23 protein-coding genes and 1 pseudogene are annotated in these 20,434 nt (G+C 70.8%); 8 read left to right on the forward strand and 16 right to left on the reverse strand.

Annotated features, from left to right (window positions below; translation table 11 throughout):
- Positions 1–57 precede the first annotated feature (57 nt).
- The 3 genes from ACZ4TR_RS00595 to ACZ4TR_RS00605 all read right to left on the reverse strand — a co-directional run bounded on the left by ACZ4TR_RS00595 (position 58) and on the right by ACZ4TR_RS00605 (position 2,730).
- On the reverse strand, positions 58–726 hold the full coding sequence (locus tag ACZ4TR_RS00595; protein WP_465285172.1) for a response regulator: 669 nt from the start codon (positions 724–726) through the stop codon (positions 58–60).
- Positions 723–1,829, reverse strand: coding sequence for a sensor histidine kinase (locus tag ACZ4TR_RS00600; RefSeq protein WP_465285173.1), 1,107 nt, complete (start codon positions 1,827–1,829; stop codon positions 723–725). Before ACZ4TR_RS00600 ends, ACZ4TR_RS00595 begins: the two co-directional genes overlap by 4 nt.
- Positions 1,830–1,896: 67 nt before the next feature.
- Entirely contained in the window at positions 1,897–2,730 is an 834-nt protein-coding gene (locus tag ACZ4TR_RS00605) for a helix-turn-helix transcriptional regulator (RefSeq protein ID WP_465285174.1), read from the reverse strand.
- Between the two features lie 101 nt (positions 2,731–2,831).
- On the opposite strand from ACZ4TR_RS00605, the gene ACZ4TR_RS00610 reads away from it, so the two are divergent.
- Positions 2,832–4,256: an MFS transporter gene (locus tag ACZ4TR_RS00610; RefSeq protein WP_465285175.1), complete on the forward strand. Its 1,425-nt coding sequence runs from the start codon at positions 2,832–2,834 to the stop codon at positions 4,254–4,256.
- Here the strand turns inward: ACZ4TR_RS00610 and ACZ4TR_RS00615 are convergent.
- From ACZ4TR_RS00615 to ACZ4TR_RS00625, 3 genes and pseudogenes are all read right to left on the reverse strand, one after another.
- The gene (locus ACZ4TR_RS00615; protein WP_364516172.1) at positions 4,222–4,422 is read right to left on the reverse strand and encodes a DUF397 domain-containing protein; all 201 of its coding nucleotides are present in this window, start codon (positions 4,420–4,422) and stop codon (positions 4,222–4,224) included. The genes ACZ4TR_RS00610 and ACZ4TR_RS00615 overlap by 35 nt on opposite strands.
- A gap of 15 nt (positions 4,423–4,437) precedes the next feature.
- Positions 4,438–4,850, reverse strand: a pseudogene (locus ACZ4TR_RS00620) (Scr1 family TA system antitoxin-like transcriptional regulator).
- Complete coding sequence (locus tag ACZ4TR_RS00625; protein ID WP_465285176.1) at positions 4,850–5,125, reverse strand: helix-turn-helix domain-containing protein; 276 nt, start codon at positions 5,123–5,125, stop codon at positions 4,850–4,852. Before ACZ4TR_RS00625 ends, ACZ4TR_RS00620 begins: the two are co-directional and overlap by 1 nt.
- Between ACZ4TR_RS00625 and ACZ4TR_RS00630 the strand changes: the two genes are divergently transcribed.
- From ACZ4TR_RS00630 to ACZ4TR_RS00640, 3 genes are read left to right on the forward strand one after another with little or no spacing between them, the layout of a single operon-like run.
- The gene (locus ACZ4TR_RS00630; RefSeq protein ID WP_465285177.1) at positions 5,124–5,450 is read left to right on the forward strand and encodes a hypothetical protein; all 327 of its coding nucleotides are present in this window, start codon (positions 5,124–5,126) and stop codon (positions 5,448–5,450) included. The genes ACZ4TR_RS00625 and ACZ4TR_RS00630 overlap by 2 nt on opposite strands.
- 4 nt (positions 5,451–5,454) lie before the next feature.
- Positions 5,455–5,979, forward strand: a complete 525-nt coding sequence (locus ACZ4TR_RS00635) for an RNA polymerase sigma factor (RefSeq protein ID WP_465285178.1) — start codon at positions 5,455–5,457, stop codon at positions 5,977–5,979.
- Positions 5,972–6,856, forward strand: coding sequence for a VOC family protein (locus ACZ4TR_RS00640; protein ID WP_465285179.1), 885 nt, complete (start codon positions 5,972–5,974; stop codon positions 6,854–6,856). Before ACZ4TR_RS00635 ends, ACZ4TR_RS00640 begins: the two co-directional genes overlap by 8 nt.
- Here the strand turns inward: ACZ4TR_RS00640 and ACZ4TR_RS00645 are convergent.
- The 3 genes from ACZ4TR_RS00645 to ACZ4TR_RS00655 form a co-directional block, all read right to left on the reverse strand.
- Complete coding sequence (locus tag ACZ4TR_RS00645) at positions 6,853–8,619, reverse strand: gamma-glutamyltransferase family protein (protein ID WP_465285180.1); 1,767 nt, start codon at positions 8,617–8,619, stop codon at positions 6,853–6,855. The two genes, ACZ4TR_RS00640 and ACZ4TR_RS00645, sit on opposite strands and share 4 nt — an antisense overlap.
- Positions 8,620–8,664: 45 nt before the next feature.
- A complete protein-coding gene (locus ACZ4TR_RS00650) occupies positions 8,665–9,048 on the reverse strand; it encodes a VOC family protein (protein WP_465285181.1) in 384 nt (127 codons plus the stop codon).
- A gap of 132 nt (positions 9,049–9,180) precedes the next feature.
- The gene (locus tag ACZ4TR_RS00655; RefSeq protein WP_465285182.1) at positions 9,181–10,485 is read right to left on the reverse strand and encodes a UDP-glucose dehydrogenase family protein; all 1,305 of its coding nucleotides are present in this window, start codon (positions 10,483–10,485) and stop codon (positions 9,181–9,183) included.
- A gap of 143 nt (positions 10,486–10,628) precedes the next feature.
- Between ACZ4TR_RS00655 and ACZ4TR_RS00660 the strand changes: the two genes are divergently transcribed.
- Positions 10,629–11,387, forward strand: a complete 759-nt coding sequence (locus ACZ4TR_RS00660) for an SDR family NAD(P)-dependent oxidoreductase (RefSeq protein ID WP_465285183.1) — start codon at positions 10,629–10,631, stop codon at positions 11,385–11,387.
- Between the two features lie 78 nt (positions 11,388–11,465).
- On the opposite strand, the gene ACZ4TR_RS00665 is transcribed toward ACZ4TR_RS00660, so the two are convergent.
- The 3 genes from ACZ4TR_RS00665 to ACZ4TR_RS00675 form a co-directional block, all read right to left on the reverse strand.
- Positions 11,466–12,119: a class I SAM-dependent methyltransferase gene (locus ACZ4TR_RS00665; RefSeq protein WP_465285184.1), complete on the reverse strand. Its 654-nt coding sequence runs from the start codon at positions 12,117–12,119 to the stop codon at positions 11,466–11,468.
- Between the two features lie 6 nt (positions 12,120–12,125).
- Positions 12,126–12,755 (reverse strand): PadR family transcriptional regulator, encoded by a 630-nt coding sequence (locus ACZ4TR_RS00670; protein WP_364516152.1) that lies wholly within the window; start codon positions 12,753–12,755, stop codon positions 12,126–12,128.
- A gap of 81 nt (positions 12,756–12,836) precedes the next feature.
- Positions 12,837–14,477 carry a TM0106 family RecB-like putative nuclease gene (locus ACZ4TR_RS00675; protein WP_465285185.1) on the reverse strand — a complete coding sequence of 547 codons (1,641 nt, stop codon included), beginning with the start codon at positions 14,475–14,477 and terminating at the stop codon, positions 12,837–12,839.
- Between the two features lie 90 nt (positions 14,478–14,567).
- On the opposite strand from ACZ4TR_RS00675, the gene ACZ4TR_RS00680 reads away from it, so the two are divergent.
- Positions 14,568–15,029 carry a DUF6474 family protein gene (locus ACZ4TR_RS00680; RefSeq protein ID WP_364516148.1) on the forward strand — a complete coding sequence of 154 codons (462 nt, stop codon included), beginning with the start codon at positions 14,568–14,570 and terminating at the stop codon, positions 15,027–15,029.
- 69 nt (positions 15,030–15,098) lie between these two features.
- Here the strand turns inward: ACZ4TR_RS00680 and ACZ4TR_RS00685 are convergent, their stop codons facing one another.
- The 4 genes from ACZ4TR_RS00685 to ACZ4TR_RS00700 are packed head-to-tail and all read right to left on the reverse strand — an operon-like array spanning position 15,099 to position 18,646.
- Positions 15,099–16,067, reverse strand: a complete 969-nt coding sequence (locus ACZ4TR_RS00685) for a glycine betaine ABC transporter substrate-binding protein (RefSeq protein WP_364516146.1) — start codon at positions 16,065–16,067, stop codon at positions 15,099–15,101.
- Positions 16,064–16,843, reverse strand: coding sequence for an ABC transporter permease (locus ACZ4TR_RS00690; RefSeq protein WP_465285186.1), 780 nt, complete (start codon positions 16,841–16,843; stop codon positions 16,064–16,066). Before ACZ4TR_RS00690 ends, ACZ4TR_RS00685 begins: the two co-directional genes overlap by 4 nt.
- Entirely contained in the window at positions 16,840–18,006 is a 1,167-nt protein-coding gene (locus ACZ4TR_RS00695) for an ABC transporter ATP-binding protein (RefSeq protein ID WP_465285187.1), read from the reverse strand. The genes ACZ4TR_RS00690 and ACZ4TR_RS00695 overlap by 4 nt, the downstream gene beginning before the upstream one ends.
- Positions 17,999–18,646, reverse strand: coding sequence for an ABC transporter permease (locus ACZ4TR_RS00700; RefSeq protein WP_364516140.1), 648 nt, complete (start codon positions 18,644–18,646; stop codon positions 17,999–18,001). Before ACZ4TR_RS00700 ends, ACZ4TR_RS00695 begins: the two co-directional genes overlap by 8 nt.
- Positions 18,647–18,898: 252 nt before the next feature.
- On the opposite strand from ACZ4TR_RS00700, the gene ACZ4TR_RS00705 reads away from it, so the two are divergent.
- On the forward strand, positions 18,899–19,441 hold the full coding sequence (locus ACZ4TR_RS00705) for a hypothetical protein (protein WP_465285188.1): 543 nt from the start codon (positions 18,899–18,901) through the stop codon (positions 19,439–19,441).
- Positions 19,442–19,518: 77 nt separating this feature from the next.
- Positions 19,519–20,280 (forward strand): YcnI family copper-binding membrane protein, encoded by a 762-nt coding sequence (locus ACZ4TR_RS00710; protein ID WP_465285189.1) that lies wholly within the window; start codon positions 19,519–19,521, stop codon positions 20,278–20,280.
- Positions 20,281–20,434: the final 154 nt, after the last annotated feature.

Here is a 20,434-nt window from a genome sequence, read left to right on the forward strand (position 1 = left end):
TGGTCGCCGCCGTCGCGATCGTGTTCCTGGTCCGGGCGTTCCGCGTGGTGCGCCGGGTCAGGCGGAGTGGCGCGGGGTGACCAGCCCCGACTCGTAGGCCAGCACCACCAGCTGCGCCCGGTCGCGGGCGCCGATCTTCGTCATGATGCGGCTGACGTGGGTGCGGGCCGTCGCCGTGGAGATCACCAGGTGAGCGGCGATCTCGTCGTTCGACATGCCGCCCGCCACCAGGCCCAGGACCTCGCGCTCGCGGTCGGTGATCTGCCGGACGGCGTTCGTGTCGATGCTCCGGTTCTCCGGGCGGCCGACGAACTCCTGGATCAGCCGCCGCGTGACCGTCGGCGCCAGCAGCGCCTCGCCGCTCGCCACCACCCGCAGCGCGCGCAGCAGCTCGACCGGCTCGGTGTCCTTCAGCAGGAACCCGCTCGCGCCCGCGCGCAACGCCTCGTAGACGTACTCGTCGACGTCGAAGGTGGTCAGGACCAGCACCTTCGTTCCGGCGAGGTCGGGGTTCGCGGTGATCCGGCGGGTGGCTTCGAGGCCGTCGACGCCCGGCATCCGGATGTCCATCACGACGATGTCCGGCCGGTGCTCGATCGCTCCGGCCACGGCTTGCTCGCCGTCGCCCGCCTCGCCGCAGACCTCGAAGCCGTCTTCGGTCTCCAGCAGCACGCGGAACCCGGCGCGGACCAGGACCTGGTCGTCGGCCAGCAGGACGCGGATCATGCTTCTCCCTCGATCGGTAGCTCGACGCACACTTCGAAACCGCCGCCGACCGGCCCGGCGGTGCACCGCCCGCCGAGCGCGGCGGCGCGTTCGCCCATGCCCCGCAGGCCGTGGCCCGGGGTCGGCTGGGTGGTGCCGCGGCCGTCGTCGCGCACCCGGAGCGTGAAGGCACCCGGGCGTCGTTCGAACCGGACGTCGACGTGTTTCGGCCGGTCGGCGTGCCGGACGACGTTCGTCAGCGACTCCTGCAGGATCCGGTACGCGGCCGCGTCCACCGGAGCCGGGAGGTCGCCGGCCTCGCCGTGGACGTCGACCGTGAGCCCGGCGTCGCGCGCGTGTTCCAGCAGCTCGGCGGCCTGGGCGAGACTCGGCGCGGGTGCCTTGTCCTCGCCCGAGCGCAGCACGGCCAGGGTCGCGCGCAGGTCCTTGAGCGCGGACGCGCTGGCCGCCTTGATGTTGAGCAGCGCCTCTTTCGCCTGCTCGGGCCGCCGGTCGGCGACGTGCGCGGCGACGCCCGCCTGGACGTTGATCATGGCGAGGCTGTGCGCGACGACGTCGTGCACCTCGCGGGCGATCCGCAGCCGCTCCTGCTCGGCGAGCCGGTGGCGGTGCTCGTCGGCCTGGTCGCGGCGGGCGGCGAGCGCGTCGAGCTGGTACCGGACGGCGGTCCCGACCCCGATGACGGCGATCAGCCACACGACGACGAACCCGGCGCCCGCCTCCAGCGCGAACGACCTGGTCGTGACGACGTGCACGACGTAGGCGGCGGCGAGTGCGGCGGTGCCGGTGCTGCCCGCGGTGAGCGGCCCCCGCTGCCGGGTCAGCACGAACAACGCGATGGTCGGCACGAGGATGACCGGCCCACCGGGCAGGCCGGAGGCGTAGTAGCCCAACGCCGAGGCGGCCGTGACCAGGAAGAGCGTCAGCGGAAAGCGGTGGACGAGCAACAGGGTCAGCCCGGTGGCGGCGAGCCACGCGGCCGCGAGCGGGGTCATCGGCGCCGCGCCGGGCTGCCAGCGTGAGGCACCGCTGGTCGCCCCGAGCACGAATGCGGTGACGACGATGGTGCGCACCACGCGTCCCACCCACGGCGGCCATCTCATGCTGCGAAAACTACCGGTCGCGGCCGGGCGGCGCGTCCGTCTCGAAGCGCACCGCCGGCGTACGTCGTCAGTCGAACATGAGGGGCAGCTTCGCCGCCGTCTGCTCGTCGGCCGGGGTGTAGGTCGACACCGTGATCTCCGAGCGGCGGCCGGAGTAGAGGTAGGTGAAGTTGAACCGCAGCAGCCCGACGTCGGGGTGCAGGTACCGCTTGGTGCGGATGGGCTCGGAGTTGACGTCGTGGTGCGGCCAGAGCTCGGCGAACAGCGGCGACTCCGCCTTGAGCCGCTTGACCAGGTTCTTCCACGCGGGCTCGGCGACGTGCTCGGCCATCGCCGCGCGGAAGGACGCGATCACGCGGGGGATGTTCGTGTCCCAGTCGAGCATCCGCTCGCGCCACTGCGGGTTGAGCAGGCACTGGACCAGGGTGTTGCGGTCCTCGAACGGAATCGCGTCGACGTCGCCCATCAGCCACGTGTAGCCGCGGTTGTAGCCGAGGAGGTCGCAGCGGGCGTTGCGCACCGCGACCGGGTACGGCTCGAGCTTCTTCAGCATCATCTCCAGCTGCGGCGAGATGACCTGGCAGTCCTTCTCGCTCTCCGGCTCGGGCGCGCCGGCCAGGCGGAAGAGGTGCGTGTGCTCGTGCGGGTCGAGCCGCAGGGTGCGGGCGATCGCCTGCAGCACCTGCTCGGACGCGTTGATGTCGCGGCCCTGCTCGAGCCACGTGTACCAGGTGACCCCGACGCCGGCGAGCTGCGCGACCTCTTCGCGGCGCAGCCCCGGCGTCCGGCGGCGGCCCAGCAGCGGGAGGCCGACCTGCTCGGGCGTGATCCGCTCACGCCGGCTGCGCAGGAACCTCGCGAGTTCTTGGCGACGGAGTTCGGATTCGACGGCGGTGGTCATGGTGCCAGGATCGCACGCGCCCGAACCTGGTACCAGGTAGTGGCGGTACCCGGATAAACAGCAACTGGTACTAGTTTGGATACGGGTCGATCGTAGTAGTCATGACCACGACTCAACTCGCGCCAATCACCTCTGGCGCCCCGGCCCGGCCGGGACTGACCCCCGCCGGCCTGGTCACGGTGCTGCTGGGGGCAGCGCTGCCCATCATCGACTTCTTCATCGTCAACGTCGCGCTCCCGACGATCGATGCCGACCTCCACGCGTCCACCGCGACCCTCGAACTGGTGGTGGCCGCTTACGGCATCGCGTACGCGGTGCTCCTGGTGGTCGGCGGCCGTCTCGGCGACTCGTTCGGCAGGCGGCGGCTGTTCTTCGCGGGGCTGTGGCTGTTCACGCTGACGTCCCTGGCCTGCGGACTCGCCCCGACGGCGACCACGCTGGTGATCGCCCGCGCCGCGCAGGGGGCGGCGTCGGCGATGCTGCTGCCGCAGGTCCTTTCGATCATCCAGGCGACGACGTCCGGCGAAGAGCGTTCGCGCGCGCTGGGGCTCTTCGGCGCGACAGGCGGTTTGTCGACCGTGGTCGGCCAGCTGCTCGGCGGGGGCCTGGTGGCGGCGGACCTGTTCGGCACCGGCTGGCGGCCGATCTTCCTGCTGAACGTGCCGATCGGCCTGGTGGTGCTGGTGATGGCCCGCCGCCTGCCGGAGAGCCGCGCGCACAACCCGGTGGGCGTCGACCGGCTGGGGACGCTGCTGCTGGCCGTGGCGCTGATTTCTCTCTTGCTGCCGCTGATGGAAGGCCGTGCACTGGGCTGGCCGTGGTGGACAGTGGTTTTGCTGGCGCTGTCCCCGTTCGCGGCCGCGGCGTTCGTGCACGTCGAACGGCGTTTGGAGCGCCAGGGTGGCACGCCGCTGCTGCCGCCGTCGGTGATGCGGCTGCCCAGCGTGCGGCGCGGGCTGATGGTGGCGGTGCCGTTCTTCGTCGCGTTCGGCTCGTTCATGTTCGTGTACGCGATGACGCTCCAGGAGGGCCTGCACTTCGGCCCACTGGGCGCGGGTGGCGCGCTGACGCCGATGGCGGTCGCGTACTTCACGGTGTCGATGCTGAGCAGCCGCCTGGTGGCGCGCTACGGGCAGAAGGTCGTGCCCGCGGGCGGGGCGATCGTGGCGGTCGGCATGGTGGCGCTGCTGTGCACGACGCTGGCGGCCTGGCCGAACGTGACGATCCTCGACCTGGCCCCGGCGATGGTGGCGATCGGCGTGGGGAACGGGCTCGCGATGACGACGTTGTTCCGGATCGTGCTGTCCCACGTGCCGACGGATTTGGCGGGGGTCGGCTCGGGCGTGATGACGACGAACCAGCAGACGGCGCTGGCGCTGGGCGTGGCGACGCTGGGGAGTCTGTACGCGGCGCTTTCGGGTTCGCTGGGGAGCCGGCAGGCGTTCGCGCTGGTGATCGGGGTGGTGGCGGTGCTGGCGGTGATCGTGACGATCACCGGGCGGCGGTTGCCGGACCCCCGGGTGTGACGGCGGAGAGGAAAGCGGACCAAGCGGCCGGTGGCACTTCGAGTGCCCCGGCCGCGGGGGCTTTCGAGTCCCGCGCCGCGATGGTGGCGGCGGTGAAGGCGACCTCGACGCAGTCGCCGTTGTTGCCGGACCCGCCGCTGTAGCTGCTCTTCCGCCACCGATCCACTGCGCGCCCTCCCGGTCAGGTGATCATCCGCTCGATCAGCGCACGAGAATCGCCATCGTCCAACGCCAGATCGGCGAGATGCTCGAACATCAGGCTAGCACCGCGAACCTCGGCCTCCTTCTCGATCTGCAGCGATCCGAACCCGTATTCGAGGTAGGCGAGATCGGGCTCGGACCGCTCGGGAAATCCGGCGACGATGAAGTGACGTTCGGCAGAGCGGAAACATCGAGCAAGCGGAGCAACTGCTCGCGATCACACGGATCACGCCACAAGGCGCTCTCGTCGACGATGGCGTGCAACTCCAGCACAGGCTCTTCGGTCAGCCGAAGCTGCCGATGCAAGCGGACCTGCACCTGAGCTTCGAGGTCCCTTCCCCCGAACTCGCGCGCGGCCGCGAAAGTCTCGCGCATGTACGCCTCGGTCTGCATCAAGCCCGGCACGAAACCGAGCTGCGATCGCTCAGTCCGAAGGCGTGCCACCAGCCCTTCTCCTTGGCGTAGTCGAACATCCGCACGTACTCGCCGTAGTCCGAGGCGATGATGCCGTAGCGGTCGAGCAACGCGAGGAAGTCGTTGTAGCCCGGGATGTAGCCCTGCTCGATCCGGCTCAGCTTCGACGTCGAGAACCGCAGCGGGCGGCCCGAAGTGGGATTCCCTCTTTCCGGCCGTGTCGTGCTGACTTGCGTCGAGAACCTGCAGGTCATGGACAGGTACGGCTACCCCCACGAGCTCGAGTACCGGCGCGAGGCCGGCGACCGCAGGGTGCACGAATACACCGAACTCGTCGATGACATGGGGTTCGTCCTCGAGCACCGCAGCGAGCGGTACCAGGGGTGGACCGTCCGGTACGGGACCGCCTGCGCGCACGACTACCTGTCCCGGAAACGCGCGCGGCCCGGGACGTTCGTCGTCAGCGTCTACCGGCTCTTTCCCGGGCGGCGGGACCACGTCGTCACCATCCGGGTGAGCTGGCCGCCGAAAAAAGGCGAAGTTCACCCGTCGGAAAAGGCGCGCGCCGGACGACTATGAGGGTGTGACGGAACCACGGGTGCGACCGGACCCGGCCTTCGCGCTGCTCGGGCTCTACGAGACCGCGCTGCCGGAGGTCTACGGGTACCTGCTGTCCCGGTGCGGTGACCGCACGCTCGCCGAGGAGCTCACGTCCGAGACGTTCCTCGGGGCGGTCGCCGCCTGTCGCAAGGAGTACGCACCTCCAGTGAGCACCGGGTGGCTGATCGGCGTCGCCCGGCACAAGCTCGCCGACCACTGGCGGCGCAAAGAACGTGAGGAACGCGGGCTGCGGCTGGTGCACGACAGCGCGCCGGACGTCGAGGACCCGTGGAACGAGCGGCTCGACGCCCTGCGCGCGAGACAGGTGCTCGAATCCCTCGGGCCACACCACCGCGCGGCCCTGACCCTGCGGTACGTCGACGGCCTCGGCGTGCCCGAGGTCGCCGGCCACCTGGGGCGCAGCGTGCACGCCACCGAGGCGTTGCTCGTGCGGGCCCGTGCCGCGTTCCGGCGCGTCTACGAGGAGAAGGAGGGTCGCGATGCCTGAGCCTTTCGACGCGCTTCGCCGGCCCTCCGAGCGGGTCGCGCCCGACCCGGACTTCGCCGCCGAACTGCGCGACAACCTGCGTCGCGTCATCTTGAACGGAGCCGATATGACGACCACTTCGGAAGCGCCGGCCACCCACGCCGAACTGCGCTCGCTGACGCCCTACCTCGCCGTGTCCGACGCGCGCGCGGCGCTCGACTTCTACGTCGACGTCTTCGGCGCTGTGCGGCGGGGCGAGCCGATCCTCATGGACGACGGCCGCATCGGGCACGCCGAGCTGGCCATCGGCGACGCGGTGCTGATGCTCGCCGAGGAGTACCCGGAGATCGGGCACGTCGCGCCCCAGGCCGGGGGCGCGTCGGTGCGGGTGGAGGTGCCGGACGCGGACGTCAGCGTGGCCCGGGCGCTGGAGCTGGGCGCGACGCTGATCCGCGCGGTGAGCGACTCGCCGTACGGCCGGGGCGGCTCGTTCCGCGACCCGTTCGGCCAGCGCTGGCTGGTCTCGCAGGCGACACCGAAGCCGGCACCGCCGGCGGCGAAGCCGGGTGAGGCCATGTACTTCACGTTCCAAGTCCCGGAGGCCGAGCCCGCGAAGTCGTTCTACGGCGCGGTGCTGGGCTGGGAGTTCACGCCGGGCTCGGTTTCGGACGCGTGGTCGTTCTCGGGCCCGGGTCTCGAAGGCGGCCTGTGGGCGGGCGACCGCCAGGTGGGCTGGAAGCTGATGTACGCGGTCGACGACCTCGCCGCGGCCCGCGCCCGGGTCACCGAACAGGGCGGCCGGGCGGGCGAGGTCGAGAACCACCCGTACGGCAACACCGCCGACTGCACGGACAACCAGGGCATCGAGTTCTGGCTCTGGGAACGTCCGGGCAGCTAACGGCCGGCCGCGTAGCCCTGCATGCCGCGGGCGTTGGCCGCCGCGCGAAGCAGGCCATCGGAGCGGGAGACCGCTGACAAGCGGCCCAGTGCCCAGTCGCCCGCGTCCACCAGCTGGTGGCCGCGGGCGCGCAGGGCGTCCAAAGTGGACGTTCCCAGCCGGGACTCGACCACCAGCTCGCGCGGGTTCCACGAGCGCGGGTAGAACGAGCTCGGGAACGCCGTCGTGTGCCAGGCCGGGGAGTCGATCGACTCCTGGAGGTTCAGGCCGCCGTACACGTGGGCCAGCCAGAAGCACAGCTGCCACTGGTCCTGCTGGTCGCCGCCCGGGGTGCCGAACGCCAGCGCCGGAACGCCGTCGCGCAGGGCCAGCGACGGGGACAGCGTGATCCGGGGGCGCTTGCGCGGCGCCAGGGAGTTCGGCAGGCCCTGCTCCAGCCAGAACATCTGCCCGCGCGAGTCGAGGCAGAAGCCCAGCGACGGGATCGTCGGGCTCGACTGCAGCCAGCCGCCCGACGGCGTCAGCGAGACGAGGTTGCCCGCCGCGTCGACGACGTCGAGGTGGACCGTGTCGCCGCGGGTCTGGCCCTGGGGGCCCACCGTCGGTTCGCCCGTCGCGCCGCCGCCCGCTTGGACCCCTTGCAGTGAGTCCAGGATCGCGGGGAGCCGGGCCGGGCCACGGGCGTCGCCGGGGCGAAGCTCGGCGGACGCCGTGTCGGTGATCAACGCGCGCCGGGCGTCGGTGTAGTCAGCGGAAAGCAGCACGTCGAGCGGCACGTCGGTGTCGCCGTACCAGGCCTCACGGTCGGCGAAGGCCAGCTTCGCCGCTTCGGTCGCCAGGTGCACAGTGCGTTCCGAGGGCACGCCGTCCACATAGGACAGCTCGTCGCGGAAGCCGTGCAGCAGCAGCGCCTGCTGGAGCAACGCCGGTCCCTGCGTCCAGCCGCCCATCTTGACCAGGCGCCAGTCGTCGACGTCCACGAACGCCGGGTCCTCGTACGACGCCGACCACGACGCCAGGTCGTCGCCGGTCAGCAGGCCCGCGTGGTCGCGGCCGGAGTCGTCGCGGAAGGCCTGCCGGCTGAACGCGTCGATCGCTTCGGCGACGAAACCCTGTGACCAGGCACGACGTCCCGCGTCGATCTGCGCTTCACGGCCCGAAACGGACTCCGCCTCGCTCAGCAGCCGCTCCCAGGTGTCCGCCAGGGCCGGGTTGCGGTGCAGGCCGGACGCCGGCTTGCCGTCCGGCAGCCAGAGCGAAGCCGATGTCGGCCAGTGCTCGACGAACAGCCGCTCGACGGCGCGGATCGTGTCCCCGACCCGCGACACCAGCGGGACGCCGTTGCGCGCGTAGCCGATCGCGTACGACAGCACCGAGCGAAGCGGCTTCGTGCCGTAGTCGCGAAGCAGCAGCAGCCAGCCGTCCCATGCGCCGGGGACGGTCGCCGGGAGCAGGCCACTGCCCGGGATGAGGTCCAGCCCCAGCGACGCGAAGTGCTCGGGCGTGGCCCCCGCGGGCGACGGGCCTTGACCGGCCAGCGCCCGCGGGGTCGGGTCGTCCGCCGTCACGAAGAGGCCGGGTACCTGGCCTGCCGGGCCGCAGAGGTGCGGCTCGGCGACCTGCAGGACGAACCCGGCGGCGACCGCCGCGTCGAACGCGTTGCCGCCGTCTTCCAGCACCGCCATCCCGGTGGCCGAAGCCAGCCAGTGCGTCGATGCCACCATCCCGAAGGTGCCGGCCAGCTCGGGCCTCGTCGTGAACATGCCCCGATAGTACGCATTGCTAAGGAACTTTTACCAGGATGCGCTTTACCAGGACGTCGGACGACGCCGTTCCGGCTCGTACGGCTGCGTGATGATTTCCATCCCGTTGCCGCCGGGATCGAGGAAATAGACCCCGCGGCCGCCGTGGTTGTGGTTGATTTCGCCGGGTTGCTTCCCCATCGGATCGGCGTGGTAGGTCACGCCCGTTTCGACGAGCCGCGCGAACACGGCGTCGAAGTCGTCCTCCGGGATCAGGAAGCAGTAGTGCTGCAGGCGCAGGTCCTGCTCGGGGACGGTCGCGAAGTCCAGCCGGACGCCGTTGCGCGTCTCGACCGGGATGAACGGGCCCCACTCCTGCCCGACTTCGAGGCCGAGCAGGTTCGCCAGGAATTCGGCGGATTCCCGGTTGTTCCGGGACGGGACGATCAAATGGTTCAATTCAACGGAAACGAATACTGACACGAGTGAAATGCCTCCGGGGCACTCCCGCCACCTCCATGCCTCACCCAGCCGGTGACCGACACGCGATGCCGTGCGGCCAGCCTAGCCAACGGCAGCGCGTCAAGAAACCTTGATTCGCGCCGCCGCCCGCGGCCGCCCGACGCCCTGCCAGGACAGCCCCGCGTCGACGATCACCCGCGGGTCGAGCAGGTTGCGCGTGTCGACGACGTCGATGCCCTCCATGAGCTCGGCCATCGCCGTCCAGTCGAGGTGCTTGAACTCGGCCCATTCGGTCAGCACGACGACGGCGTCCGCGTCCTTCGCGACCTGGTAGGCGTCGTCGACCACGGTCATCCCGTCGATCCGGCCGTCGACGGCCGGGTCGTAGGCGGTCAGCTCGGCGCCCAGCGCGCACAGCACCGACGACACGGCGAGCGCGGGCGAGTCGCGCAGGTCGTTCGTGCCGGCCTTGAACGCCAGGCCCAGCACGCCGATGCGCGCGCCGGCCAGGGTGCCGCCGACCGCGCCGGCGATCTTCGCGACGATCCGGTCGCGCTGGGCGATGTTCTCGTCGATGGCCGAGGTCAGCATGTTGAAGTCGTAGTTCACCGACTCGGCCACCTTGACCAGCGCACTCGTGTCCTTCGGCAGGCACGAGCCACCCCAGCCCGGGCCGGGCTTGAGGAACGTCCGGCCGATCCGGCGGTCGTAGCCCATGCCCTCGGTGACGAGGTCGATGTCCGCGCCGAGCCGTTCGCACAGCTCGGCGATCGAGTTGACGTAGGACAGCTTCAGCGCGAGGTAGCAGTTCGCGGCGTACTTCACCAATTCGGCGCTGGCCGCGTCGGCGACGACGACCGGCGCCGCCAGCTCGGCGTACAGCTCACCGACCCAGTGCGCGGCCGCGCGGTCGTCCGAGCCGACGACGATCCGGTCCGGGCCCAGGAAGTCCGCGACCGCGGTGCCCTCGCGGAGGAACTCGGGGTTCGACACCACCGGCACGTCCGCGCGGCCGAGCATTTCCTCGATCCGCTTCGACGTGCCGACCGGGACGGTCGACTTCGTGACCAGCGCGCAGCCAGCGGGCAGGACGTCGCCGATCTCGGCGGCCACCGCCTCGACCGCGCGCAGGTCCGCGGAGCCGCCCGCCCCCATCGGCGTCGGCACGCAGAGGAACACCGCCTGGGCGTCGCGGACCGCGTCACGCGCGCCGACGACGAACTGGAGGCGTCCGGCCGAAATCCCGCGGGTGACGAGGTCGGTCAGCCCCGGTTCGAGGATGTCGACGCGCCCCGCGGACAGCCGCGACACCTTCGCGCGGTCGACGTCCACGCAGGTGACGTAATGCCCCAGACTGGCCAGGCAGGCCCCCGTGGTCAAGCCGACGTAACCGGTCCCTACCACCACGATCCGAGCTGGCGTCATGGTGCTGAAGGTGACAGCCGGACGTGACCACCGCGCTAACGGAAACGGTCGTACCCGAAAGCGGTGAGCGAAGACACGAATCGCCCGTGCGAACGAGCGTTAACCTGTGACCGGAGTTCAGAGCAGCGAAGGGAACGGCACAGATGCAGATCACCGACACCGCGGCGCTCGTCACCGGGGGCGCGTCCGGCCTCGGCGGGGCGACGGCGAAGGCCCTCGCGGCCAAGGGCGCGCGGGTGTTCGCGCTCGACCTGGCGCCGTCGATCGAGCAGGCCGAGCAGGTCGACGGCGTCACCTACGTCGAGGCCGACGTGACCGACGTCGAGCAGGTCGAGGCGGCCGTCGCGACCGCGGCCGGGTCGGGTGTGCCGCTGCGGACGGTGGTGAACTGCGCCGGTATCGGGCCGTCCGCGCGGATCCTGTCGAAGAAGGGCCGCCACGACCTCGCGCTGTACGCGAAGGTCATCCAGATCAACCTGATCGGCACCTTCAACGTGCTCACGGTCGCGTCCGAAGCGATCGCGAAGACCGAGCCGCTCGAGGACAACGCCCGCGGCGTCGTCATCAACACCGCGTCCATCGCCGCCTTCGACGGCCAGATCGGGCAGGTCGCCTACTCGTCGTCCAAGGGCGGGGTCGTCGGCATGACGTTGCCGGCCGCGCGGGACCTGGCCTCGCACGGCATCCGCGTACTGACCATCGCGCCGGGCATCGTCGACACCCCGATGCTCGCCACGGTCAGCGACGAGTTCCGCGCGACGCTCGCCGCCGGCATCCCGTTCCCGAAGCGCCTCGCGCGGCCGGACGAGTACGCGCAGCTCGCGCTGTCGCTCATCGACCACGACTACCTGAACGGCGAGGTCATCCGCATGGACGGCGCCCTCCGCATGGCCCCCCGCTGACCCCGAAGGGCGGCACTTTCTCCAGGAAAGATGCGTCCGAGGGGCCTTCGGACGCATCTTTCCCAGGGAAAGCTCGTCTCAGCGGGTGAGACGGACTTCGAGGCCGATGCCGTCGGTCGTCACCGAGCAGCCGCCGAAAGCGCTCTCCGCGGCCAGCGCCTCGAACTGCTCGCGCGTGAACGCCCGGCGCCGCAGCCACCCCAGCGTCTGCCGGACCGTGAACCCGGCGACCGCGCCGACGTTCATGCCGGCGACCTCGCGGCCGATGTCCGCGCCGGTGGCCTCGTGGTTCAGGTCTTGGATCACCGCGAACCCGCCGGGCCGCAGCACCCGGTGCATCTCGTTCAACGCCGCCACCGGCTGCCGGAAGTTCTTGAACGCGGCCTGGCAGACGAGGAAGTCGAACGACTCGGCGTCGAAGGGCGCGTGCGTGATGTCGCCTTGGCGGAAGTCGATCTTCAGGCCCGCGCCGTTTTCCCGGGCGATCTCGACCATCGTGTGGCTGATGTCGAGCCCGGTGACGCGGAAGCCGCGCTTCGCCAGCTCGACGGCGAAGAAGCCCGGCCCGGGCGCCACCTCCAGGACGTCGGCGCCCTCCTTCAGCCCGGACGTGACCTCGGCGGCCTGCCGCCGGTACTGCGCGAGCTGCGCCTCGGTCCCCCGGTTCTTGGCGTACCAGCGCGCCTGGATGCCCTCCATCTCGGGCACCTTGTGCTTGCGGGTCGTCTCCATCGGTTCCTACCTCTCCACGAACTCCCCCAGGTCGTCCGGGAATTCGCCGGTTTCGTGGAAGCGCCGCCAGGCATCGATGCCGGGCAGGGCGCCGGTGGTCAGTTCTTCGAGGAAGCCGCGCACCCAGCGCCCCTCGGCTTCCGTCATCGCGATGTCGTACTCGACCTCCACCAGGAACAGCCGCGGCATCAACGGCCGTAGCCGCTCCAGGGCCGCCCGCTGCTCCTCGACGTGCTCGTCGAGCTGGGCGAGCCGCTGCCGGAGCCGGCTGATCGCCTGGTCGGGGCCGAGAATCCCGATCATGGAAAGCCCGGACCGGAACCGCGGCGGCTCCTTCTCGACCGTGCCGACGAGCTCGCGGACCCAGTCCTCGAACTCCGCCCGCCCGGCCGGGGTGATCCGGTAGACGGTCCGCTCGGGCCGCCCGCCGTCCTTGACGCTCTCGACGGCTTCCAGGAAGCCGTGTTTTTCCAGGTTCGCGACGACCGTGTAGAGCGAGCCCCACTTGATCGGCATGTCGGCGTCCTTGCCGCGCTGCTTGAGCACGGCCGCCATTTCGTACGGGTGCATCGCGCGTTCCAGCGCGACGGACAGCACGGCCAGGCCCAGCATGCTGGCGACCTTCCGCTTCTTCACGCCGACTCCTCGTTCACGAGTACTCGCAGACGAGTATACGCAAGACGTGCCAGTAGGCAAGTGTCTTAGTCGATGAACTACTCAGAGATCGAACATGTACGGGACTTCGGCCTGCGCCCGCGCGTCGATCCACTCCCGCAGCGCGTGCGTCGCCAGGACGTCGTCCTCGTTGTAGCGCAGCAGCCGCTCGCGCTGCTCCGCGTCCGGCGTCTCACCGTCCATGCCGACGGCGTCGCGGTACCAGCGCATCGACGCCTCGCCGCCCGCCTCCGGGTCGCGCCAGGCGAACCCGGCGACCGGGGCGATGACCTTCAGGCCCTTGCCTTGGGAGCAGAGGAACTGGTCGGTGACGCTGCGGAAGAGGTCGACCCACTCCGCGGAGTCCACAAAGGACTGGATTTCCTTCTTCGTGGGAATGCCCGGGTGGTCGCCGAAGCGCTCGACCGAGCCGAAGAGCCAGCGGTTCTCGGCGAGCGCGTTGTAGCAGTAGGCTCGGAAGGTCAGCCCGGCCGCTTCGGTGCGCTCGCGGACGTCGGTGAGCCAGGCCCAGAACTCGGCGAACGACCGGGCTTCGTCGCCGGTGGGCAGCGGATCCCACGTCGCGAAGGCGCGGTAGCCGGGCTCCAGCCCGATGTCGGCCCCGGTCAGCAGGCAGCCCCAGAGGTACGCGCCGGCGTCGCCGAAGCTCTCCATGTCCACGTCGACCTCGACGTCGGCGCGCGGCACCTCGACCCGGTCGACGCGGCGCACCAACGTCAGGTCGGCCAGCCAGGCGCGGGCGAGCACGACGGCGTCCGGGAACGTCACGCCGGTCCAGTTGATCTGCGGCGCTTCGCCCGCCGGGTCGAGCGCGGCCAGCTTGTCCACAGTGGACACGCCGGCGCGGCGCAGCTCCACCGCGTCCTCGCCGCGGACCACGAGGCTGACGTCGCGCGACTCGGTGAGCGCCACCTCGCACGTCGGCCACCACGGGCAGCCGCGGCACTCCAGCACGCGTGACGGCTCGGCGAGCGGCTCCTCGCCGTTCGCGGCCGCGGTGGCGATCGCGAGCCGGTCGGCGAACCGGGCCTGGTACTCGGTGAGCGCGCTGCGCCCGCCCGGCCAGGTGCCCGCGGTGAGGTCGTGCCAGACGACGACGTCGGCGTCGAGGCCGATGACGCCGCCGAGGGTGAGGCTTTCGTCGGCCTGCCCGAGCGTCTGCAGCATGCGGCGGATGTGCACGAGCCGGAGCTGGTCACGCGGCTGCGACCGGACCTTGCGGGTCTCGTCGGCGCCGCGGTGCGCCGGGTCCAGGTCGGTCATTTCGGTGACGATCGCGCCGGTGCCGCGGTCGGAGATCCGGTGGCGCACGACGAGCACCGGGACGTACCCGCGGCCCGTGCGCACGAGCAGGTCGATGCCGCCGCGCCGGTGCCCGGCCGGGTCGACCGGCAGCAGCGCGCCCCAGATGTAGGGCGCTTCGGCCGCGAAGGCCTGTTCGGTGCGCTCGACGCGCTCGTGGGCCGGGAGGTCGCGCCCGATCTTCACCCAGCGGCCGGGGTTCGCCGCCATCAACCGCGTGACGATGTCCTCGCGGTGGGCGGCGGCGTCGTCGATCCGCTGCTGCGCGGTGGGGTCCGGCGGGGAAAGCGGTACCTCGCGCATCGCGGGATCGTGCTCCAGGTGCACGCGCCGACGGCAGCGGCTGACCGCTCCCGCGTCGAGTACCACCTCGCCCTTCATGGAGATCACTCTAGATTCCCACCGCCGAGCCGACATGCCCGCCACCCGGGCGACCAGTAAGTTCGACCTCGACACGTCGCAGGAGGTGCCATGGCGCGCAAGGCCAAGGTCGAGGGTGAAGCCAGGTTCACCCCTAAGAGGGCGAAGAACGCGGTCGCGGTGGCCAAGGTGCTCGGCCCGGTCGTGATCCCGGTGGTCGCGCCGTTCGCGGTGCGCGCGGCGGGTACCGCGCGGGAGCTGTACGACCGCTACCAGGCGCGCAAGATGGGCGTCGCGGTCGACCAGCTGGGCTCGTACACCGGCCGCGGCGCGGCGCTGCACGCCCGGATCGCGGGGCTGGCCGACGGCTGCCGGGACCTCGGGAAGTCGGACAAGGCGTCGGCGGCGGACAAGACGTTCGTGACCGAGTCGCTGGGCACGCTGGAACAGCTGTCGGCCTCGGTGCGGGCGGCGGAGCGGATGCCGGCGGCGCGGCGCAAGGCCGTGCACCGCGCGGTGGCCGGCGAGCTGGAGCGGCTGGAAGGCAAGCTGCTCAACCGGCTGGGCATCTGACGCCCTTGCCTCTGAAGGCCACCATGAGGGCAGCCAGTGCCCTCATGGTGGCCTTCAGAGGCTTTGGGGCTACTTCACGAAGCCCTTCTTGACCATCCAGTCGTGGGCGACCTTGCCCGCGTCCTGGCCGTCGACGTCGACCTGCTTGCAGAGCTGGACCATCTGCTCGTTGTCGATCGCCGCGCTGATCTTCTCCAGCGGGCCGCGGAGGTCCGGGTGCGCCTTGATGAACTCCGTGCGCAGCGTCGCGACCGCGTTGTACTGCGGGAACGCCTTCTTGTCGTCCTCGAGCACCCGCAGGTTGAGCCCGGAGATGCGGCCGTCCGTCGTGAACACCTCGCCGACCGGGCACGTGCCGCCCGCGACCGCCGAGTAGATCGTGCCGATGCCGAAGTTCTCGATCTTCGGGTTCTGGAAGCCGTAGGCCTTCACCGCGGCCGGGAACCCGTCCTGGCGGCTGGTGAACTCCGTCTCCAGGCAGAACACCGCCTGGTCCGGCTTCTGCTTGATGAACGCCGCGAGGTCCGACGTCGTCTTCAGGTTGTTCTTCGCGCCGTACGCTTCGGTGACGGCGAACGCGTACTGGTCGTTGAGCGGCGAGTAGTTCAGCCACGTGACGCCGAACTTCTCTTCGTCGGCCTTGGCCGTCGCGTCGTACTGGGCCTTCTCGCCGCCGGGCACCGGGAGCTCGTTGCCCTGGTAGTTGATCCAGCCCGTGCCGGTGTACTCCCACGTGACGTCCGTCTGGCCGGACAGCAGTGCCTGCCGCGACGAGTTGGAACCCTTGATGTCGGACAGGTCGACGACGTCCGCGCCGGCCGCTGTCAGGGCCATCTCGGCCATGTACGCCAGGATGATGTTCTCGGTGAAGTCCTTCGACCCCACCGTCACCTTCAGGCCCTGCAGCGACGGGATCGGCTGGATGGTGCCCGGCTGGATGTCGTAGGGCACCGCCTGGTTGACCGTCAGCCCGCAGGCGGAGAGCGTCGCGCCCAGCACCGCCGCGCCGAACACCGCCGTAATGCGCCGGAGTTTCATCGCAGGCCCTTCGGTCCGAAGTACTGTTCGGCGACCGCGCCCAGCCAGTCCACCAGCAGCGCCAGCGCGACGGCCAGCACCGAGCCGGTCACCAGGACCGAGGTCAGGTTCAGCTTGTAGCCGGTGTCGATCAGCAGCCCGAACCCGCCGGCGTTGACGAACATGCCGAACGTCGCGGTGCCGACCGCGAGGACGAGCGACGTGCGCAGGCCGGCCAGGATCAGCGGGACGGCCAGCGGCATCTCGACGCGGAACAGCACCGCCGTCGCCGACATCCCGATGCCTCGGCCCGCGTCGATCAGCGACTCGTCGACCTGCTGGATGCCGACCATCGTGTTCCGCAGCACCGGCAGCAGCGAGTAGAAAGCCAGCGGCAGCGCCGCCACCCACAGCCCGCCGACCGCGCCGGTGACGATGAACCACAGCACCAGCACGCCGAGCGCGGGCGCGGCCTGGCCGATGTTCGCGATCGCCAGGAAGATCGGTGCGAGGAAGCGTGCCCACGGCCGCGTGACGATCACGCCGAGCGGCACGGCGACCAGCACGACGATCGCCGTCACCACGAGCGTCATCAGCACGTGGTCGCCCAGTGCCGTGAACAAGGACGACGCGTTGAGCGTCGCCCTCTCGGTCGCGGTCAGCCCGCTGGAGAACACCCAGATCAGCGTGACGGCGACGATCACCAGCACCACGACCGGCTGCGCGAACAGCCGGACGCGTTCCGCGCGCTTGGAGCCGGACTCGGTACTGAAACCGGTGTCGACGACAGCCGTCATGCGGACACCTCCTCGCCGTTCGTGTGCTCCTCGCGCAGCTGCTGGATGGTCGCGATCACGGTGTCCAGCTGGATGGTGCCCGCGTACTCGCCGCGCGCGCCGGTCACCGGCACCGAGCCGCCTTCGGCGAGCATCGCCTCGAGCGCGTCCTGCAGCGTCGACTGCAGGCTGACGATGTCCCGCAGCGGCTTGCCCGCGTTGGCCAGCGACGCCCCCGGGGTCAGGTCGCGGGCGTGCACCCAGCGCGTCGGGCGGCGGCGCGCGTCCAGGACCAGCGCGAACTGCTTGCGCTGGTCTTCGAGCTTCTTGCGGATCTCGGCCGGGTCCTCGTCGACCATGGCGGTCAGCGCGTCCTGTGCCAGCTCGACGTCCCGGACCCGCAGCAGCGTCAGCTGCTTGAGCGACGCGCCCGCGCCGACGAAGCCGGCGACCGTGTCGTTGGCCGGGTTGGCCAGGATCGCCTCGGGTGTGTCGTACTGCATGATCGACGACTGGTTGCCGAGTACCGCGATCTTGTCGCCGAGCTTCACGGCCTCGTCGAAGTCGTGCGTGACGAACACGATCGTCTTCTTCAGCTCCTCCTGCAGCCGCAGGAGCTCGTCCTGCAGGTTGCCGCGGGTGATCGGGTCGACCGCGCCGAACGGCTCGTCCATCAGCAGCACCGGCGGGTCCGCGGCCAGCGCCCGCGCGACACCGACGCGCTGCTGCTGGCCGCCGGAGAGCTGGCGCGGGAAGCGGTCGCGGAAGTCGCCCGGGTCCAGCCCGACCAGGTCCATCATCTCCTCGACCCGGTCGTTGACCTTCTTCTTGTCCCAGCCGAGCAGGCCCGGCACCACGCCGATGTTCTGCGCGACGGTGAAGTGCGGGAACAGGCCGGCCTGCTGGATCGCGTAGCCGATCCGGCGGCGCAGGGTGTCGACGTCGAGCTTCAGCGCGTCGTCGCCGCCGATGGTGATCCGGCCGGACGTCGGCTGGACCAGGCGGTTGATCATCCGCATCGTCGTGGTCTTGCCGCAGCCGGACGGGCCGACGAAGACCACGATCTTGCCGGCGGGCACGACCATGGAGAAGTCGTCGACCGCCGCTTCGCGGGTGCCGGGGTACCGCTTGGTCACGTGCTCCAGCTCGATCTCGACGCCGGAGACTTCCTCGTTCTCAGCCACGGACACCCCTAGAAATGGTGAAGCGCTTGATCAGGACGTAAACGCCGTCGAGCAGCAAGGCGAGGATGACCACCCCGACCGTGCCGGTGACGGCCTGGTTCAGGGAGTTCGTGCTCCCCGCGTTCGTGAGCCCGGAGAAGACCTCGGCGCCGAAGCCGGGACCCTTCGCGTAGGCGGCGATCACCGCGATGCCCATCAGCATCTGCGTGGCCACCCGCATGCCGGTGAGGATCGCCGGCCAGGCGAGCCGCAGTTCGACGCGGGTGAGCACGCCGAAGCGGCTCATCCCGATGCCGCGCGCGGCATCGGTGATCGCCGGGTCGACGCCGTCGAGCCCGACGATGGTGTTCCGGACGATCGGCAGGAGGCCGTAGAGCACGAGCGCGATCACGGCCGTCGTCGGTCCGAGCCCGGAGATCGGGATCAGCAGGCCCAGGAGGGCGAACGACGGAACCGTGAGGATCGTGCTGGCCAGCGCGGTGGCCAGCGCCGAACCGATCGGGCTGCGGTAGACCGCGATCCCGATCAGCACGCCGAGAACCGCCGCGATGATCGTGCACTGCACCACCATGCTGGTGTGCAGGTAAGCCTCCAGCCAGAGCTTGCTCGCCCGGTCGGAGATGTAGTCGAAGAGGTTCATCCGTGTCCGCTCTCCCGCCTTTGCGCAGGCCTTCACCCGAACGGGCTAGTTCCTGACCGACGGCTCAGTACCCAGCGCGACGCCGGACCAAACCCCCGTTTCGGCCTACCGGTTTCGCCAACCTTGGCCTTTCCCGGCGTGATCGGCAAGAAATGACCTGAACCACGGCGTGGCGTGGTTCGTGAACCTGGTGTGTGCTCACTTCACGGGATCACACGTTCACCCGGGAGCAGGTCCCTTAGGCTGCTCTTCATGAGCGTTCCGGCCCGGCGTCCCGCCGTGCTGGGCGCTACCCGCGGTGCGTCGCTCGCCGTATGCGCCGCGGCACTGTCCGTGACCGCGCACCGGATCGCCGACGGCGGCCTGCCCGACCCGGCGATGACCGTGCTGCTGGCCGGCCTCTTCGGCTGGACCACGACCGCGCTGGCCCGCAAGGCCCGCGGCACCACCGCCACGATCGCCCTGCTCGGCGCCGCCCAGCTCGTGATGCACCTGCTGCTCACCACGCTCGCCGGCCACCACGACATGTATGTGATGCCCGGCAGCACCGGCCTCGGCATGGTCACGGCCCACGCCGTCGCGACCGTGCTCACGGCGCTGCTGCTCGCCCGCGCGGACGCGATGCTCCTCACGGTGCTCGCCGTGCTGCGCGCGATCCTGCCGCGGCTGCTCACCCCGCTGCCGGTGCCGGCGGCCCCCGCGGCCGTCCCGGTGCGCGTCGACGCGCCGGGCCACCTCGTCGGCGTCGACCTGCGCCGGATCCGCGGGCGGCGCGGCCCGCCCGTCCACTCCTGAAACCCAGCTCATCCCCCGCGACGGCCGGTCCCCGAACCGAGCCGTACCCCTTCCTTGAGTTCATCAGGAGTGAACCCATGTCCCAGCACGTCTTCAAGCGCGCCGGTTTCCTCGCCGCCACCGTCGGTATCGCCGGCCTCCTCGGTGCGGGCGTCGCTTCCGCGCACGTCACCGCCAACGTCTACGGCCCGCAGCCCACCAAGGGCGGGTACGCCGCGATCGTGTTCCGCGTGCCGAGCGAGGAGAAGGACCCGATCACCACCACGAAGGTCGCCGTCGACTTCAAGGCGGACTACGGCATCGGCTCGGTGCGGACCAAGCCGGTCCCCGGCTGGACCGCCGAGGTCACGAAGTCGAAGCTGCCGGCGCCGATCACCAAGGACAACGGCACCCAGATCACCGAAGCCGTCACCGCGGTGACGTGGACCGCGCAGGCGGGCAGCGAACTCAAGGCCGCGGACTACCAGGAGTTCTCGGTCAGCTTCGGCCCGCTGCCCACCAACGTGGACCAGGTGGAGTTCCCCGCGCACCAGACCTACAGCGACGGCAAGGTCGTCGACTGGAACCAGCCGACCCCCGCGGGCGGCGAGGAGCCGGAGCACCCGGCGCCGGCCGTCAAGCTGGCCGCGAAGGCGGACGGTGACGCGCACGGGAACATGTCGGCGGACACGGCGTCGACGACCGGCGAGCACACCGAAGCCGCCGCCGCGACATCGGACAACACCGCCCGCTGGCTCGGCGGGGCCGGCCTGCTCGTCGGGGCCGTCGGCCTCGGCGTCGGGGCCGGCGCGACCATCCGGGCCCGCAAGGCCACCGCGAAGCCGGGAGGCAACAGCTAAATGCGGAAGGCGCTCACCGCGCTGGCGTTGACGGTGGTGGGGGGGGGGGGGGGGGGGGGGGAGAAGGGGGGGGGGAAGGGGCCTATCCCTTTCTTCCCCCCACCCCACCCCCCCCCCCCCCCCCCCCCCCCCCCACCACAACCCACCCCCCCCC

The sequence above is a fragment of the Amycolatopsis sp. NPDC028719 genome (genome assembly GCF_055565395.1).

Coding starts and splice junctions, on each gene's coding strand:
- ACZ4TR_RS00675 (WP_465285185.1), bottom strand. CDS start 14,477: ATGAAGGGCGAGGTGGTACTCGACGCGGGAGCGGTCAGCCGCTGCCGT.
- ACZ4TR_RS00655 (WP_465285182.1), bottom strand. CDS start 10,485: ATGACGCCAGCTCGGATCGTGGTGGTAGGGACCGGTTACGTCGGCTTG.
- ACZ4TR_RS00710 (WP_465285189.1), top strand. CDS start 19,519: ATGTCCCAGCACGTCTTCAAGCGCGCCGGTTTCCTCGCCGCCACCGTC.
- ACZ4TR_RS00630 (WP_465285177.1), top strand. CDS start 5,124: ATGGACAGGTACGGCTACCCCCACGAGCTCGAGTACCGGCGCGAGGCC.
- ACZ4TR_RS00685 (WP_364516146.1), bottom strand. CDS start 16,067: ATGAAACTCCGGCGCATTACGGCGGTGTTCGGCGCGGCGGTGCTGGGC.
- ACZ4TR_RS00665 (WP_465285184.1), bottom strand. CDS start 12,119: ATGGAGACGACCCGCAAGCACAAGGTGCCCGAGATGGAGGGCATCCAG.
- ACZ4TR_RS00610 (WP_465285175.1), top strand. CDS start 2,832: ATGACCACGACTCAACTCGCGCCAATCACCTCTGGCGCCCCGGCCCGG.
- ACZ4TR_RS00700 (WP_364516140.1), bottom strand. CDS start 18,646: ATGAACCTCTTCGACTACATCTCCGACCGGGCGAGCAAGCTCTGGCTG.
- ACZ4TR_RS00640 (WP_465285179.1), top strand. CDS start 5,972: ATGCCTGAGCCTTTCGACGCGCTTCGCCGGCCCTCCGAGCGGGTCGCG.
- ACZ4TR_RS00690 (WP_465285186.1), bottom strand. CDS start 16,843: ATGACGGCTGTCGTCGACACCGGTTTCAGTACCGAGTCCGGCTCCAAG.
- ACZ4TR_RS00645 (WP_465285180.1), bottom strand. CDS start 8,619: ATGTTCACGACGAGGCCCGAGCTGGCCGGCACCTTCGGGATGGTGGCA.
- ACZ4TR_RS00595 (WP_465285172.1), bottom strand. CDS start 726: ATGATCCGCGTCCTGCTGGCCGACGACCAGGTCCTGGTCCGCGCCGGG.
- ACZ4TR_RS00680 (WP_364516148.1), top strand. CDS start 14,568: ATGGCGCGCAAGGCCAAGGTCGAGGGTGAAGCCAGGTTCACCCCTAAG.
- ACZ4TR_RS00600 (WP_465285173.1), bottom strand. CDS start 1,829: ATGAGATGGCCGCCGTGGGTGGGACGCGTGGTGCGCACCATCGTCGTC.
- ACZ4TR_RS00660 (WP_465285183.1), top strand. CDS start 10,629: ATGCAGATCACCGACACCGCGGCGCTCGTCACCGGGGGCGCGTCCGGC.
- ACZ4TR_RS00605 (WP_465285174.1), bottom strand. CDS start 2,730: ATGACCACCGCCGTCGAATCCGAACTCCGTCGCCAAGAACTCGCGAGG.
- ACZ4TR_RS00705 (WP_465285188.1), top strand. CDS start 18,899: ATGAGCGTTCCGGCCCGGCGTCCCGCCGTGCTGGGCGCTACCCGCGGT.
- ACZ4TR_RS00625 (WP_465285176.1), bottom strand. CDS start 5,125: ATGACCTGCAGGTTCTCGACGCAAGTCAGCACGACACGGCCGGAAAGA.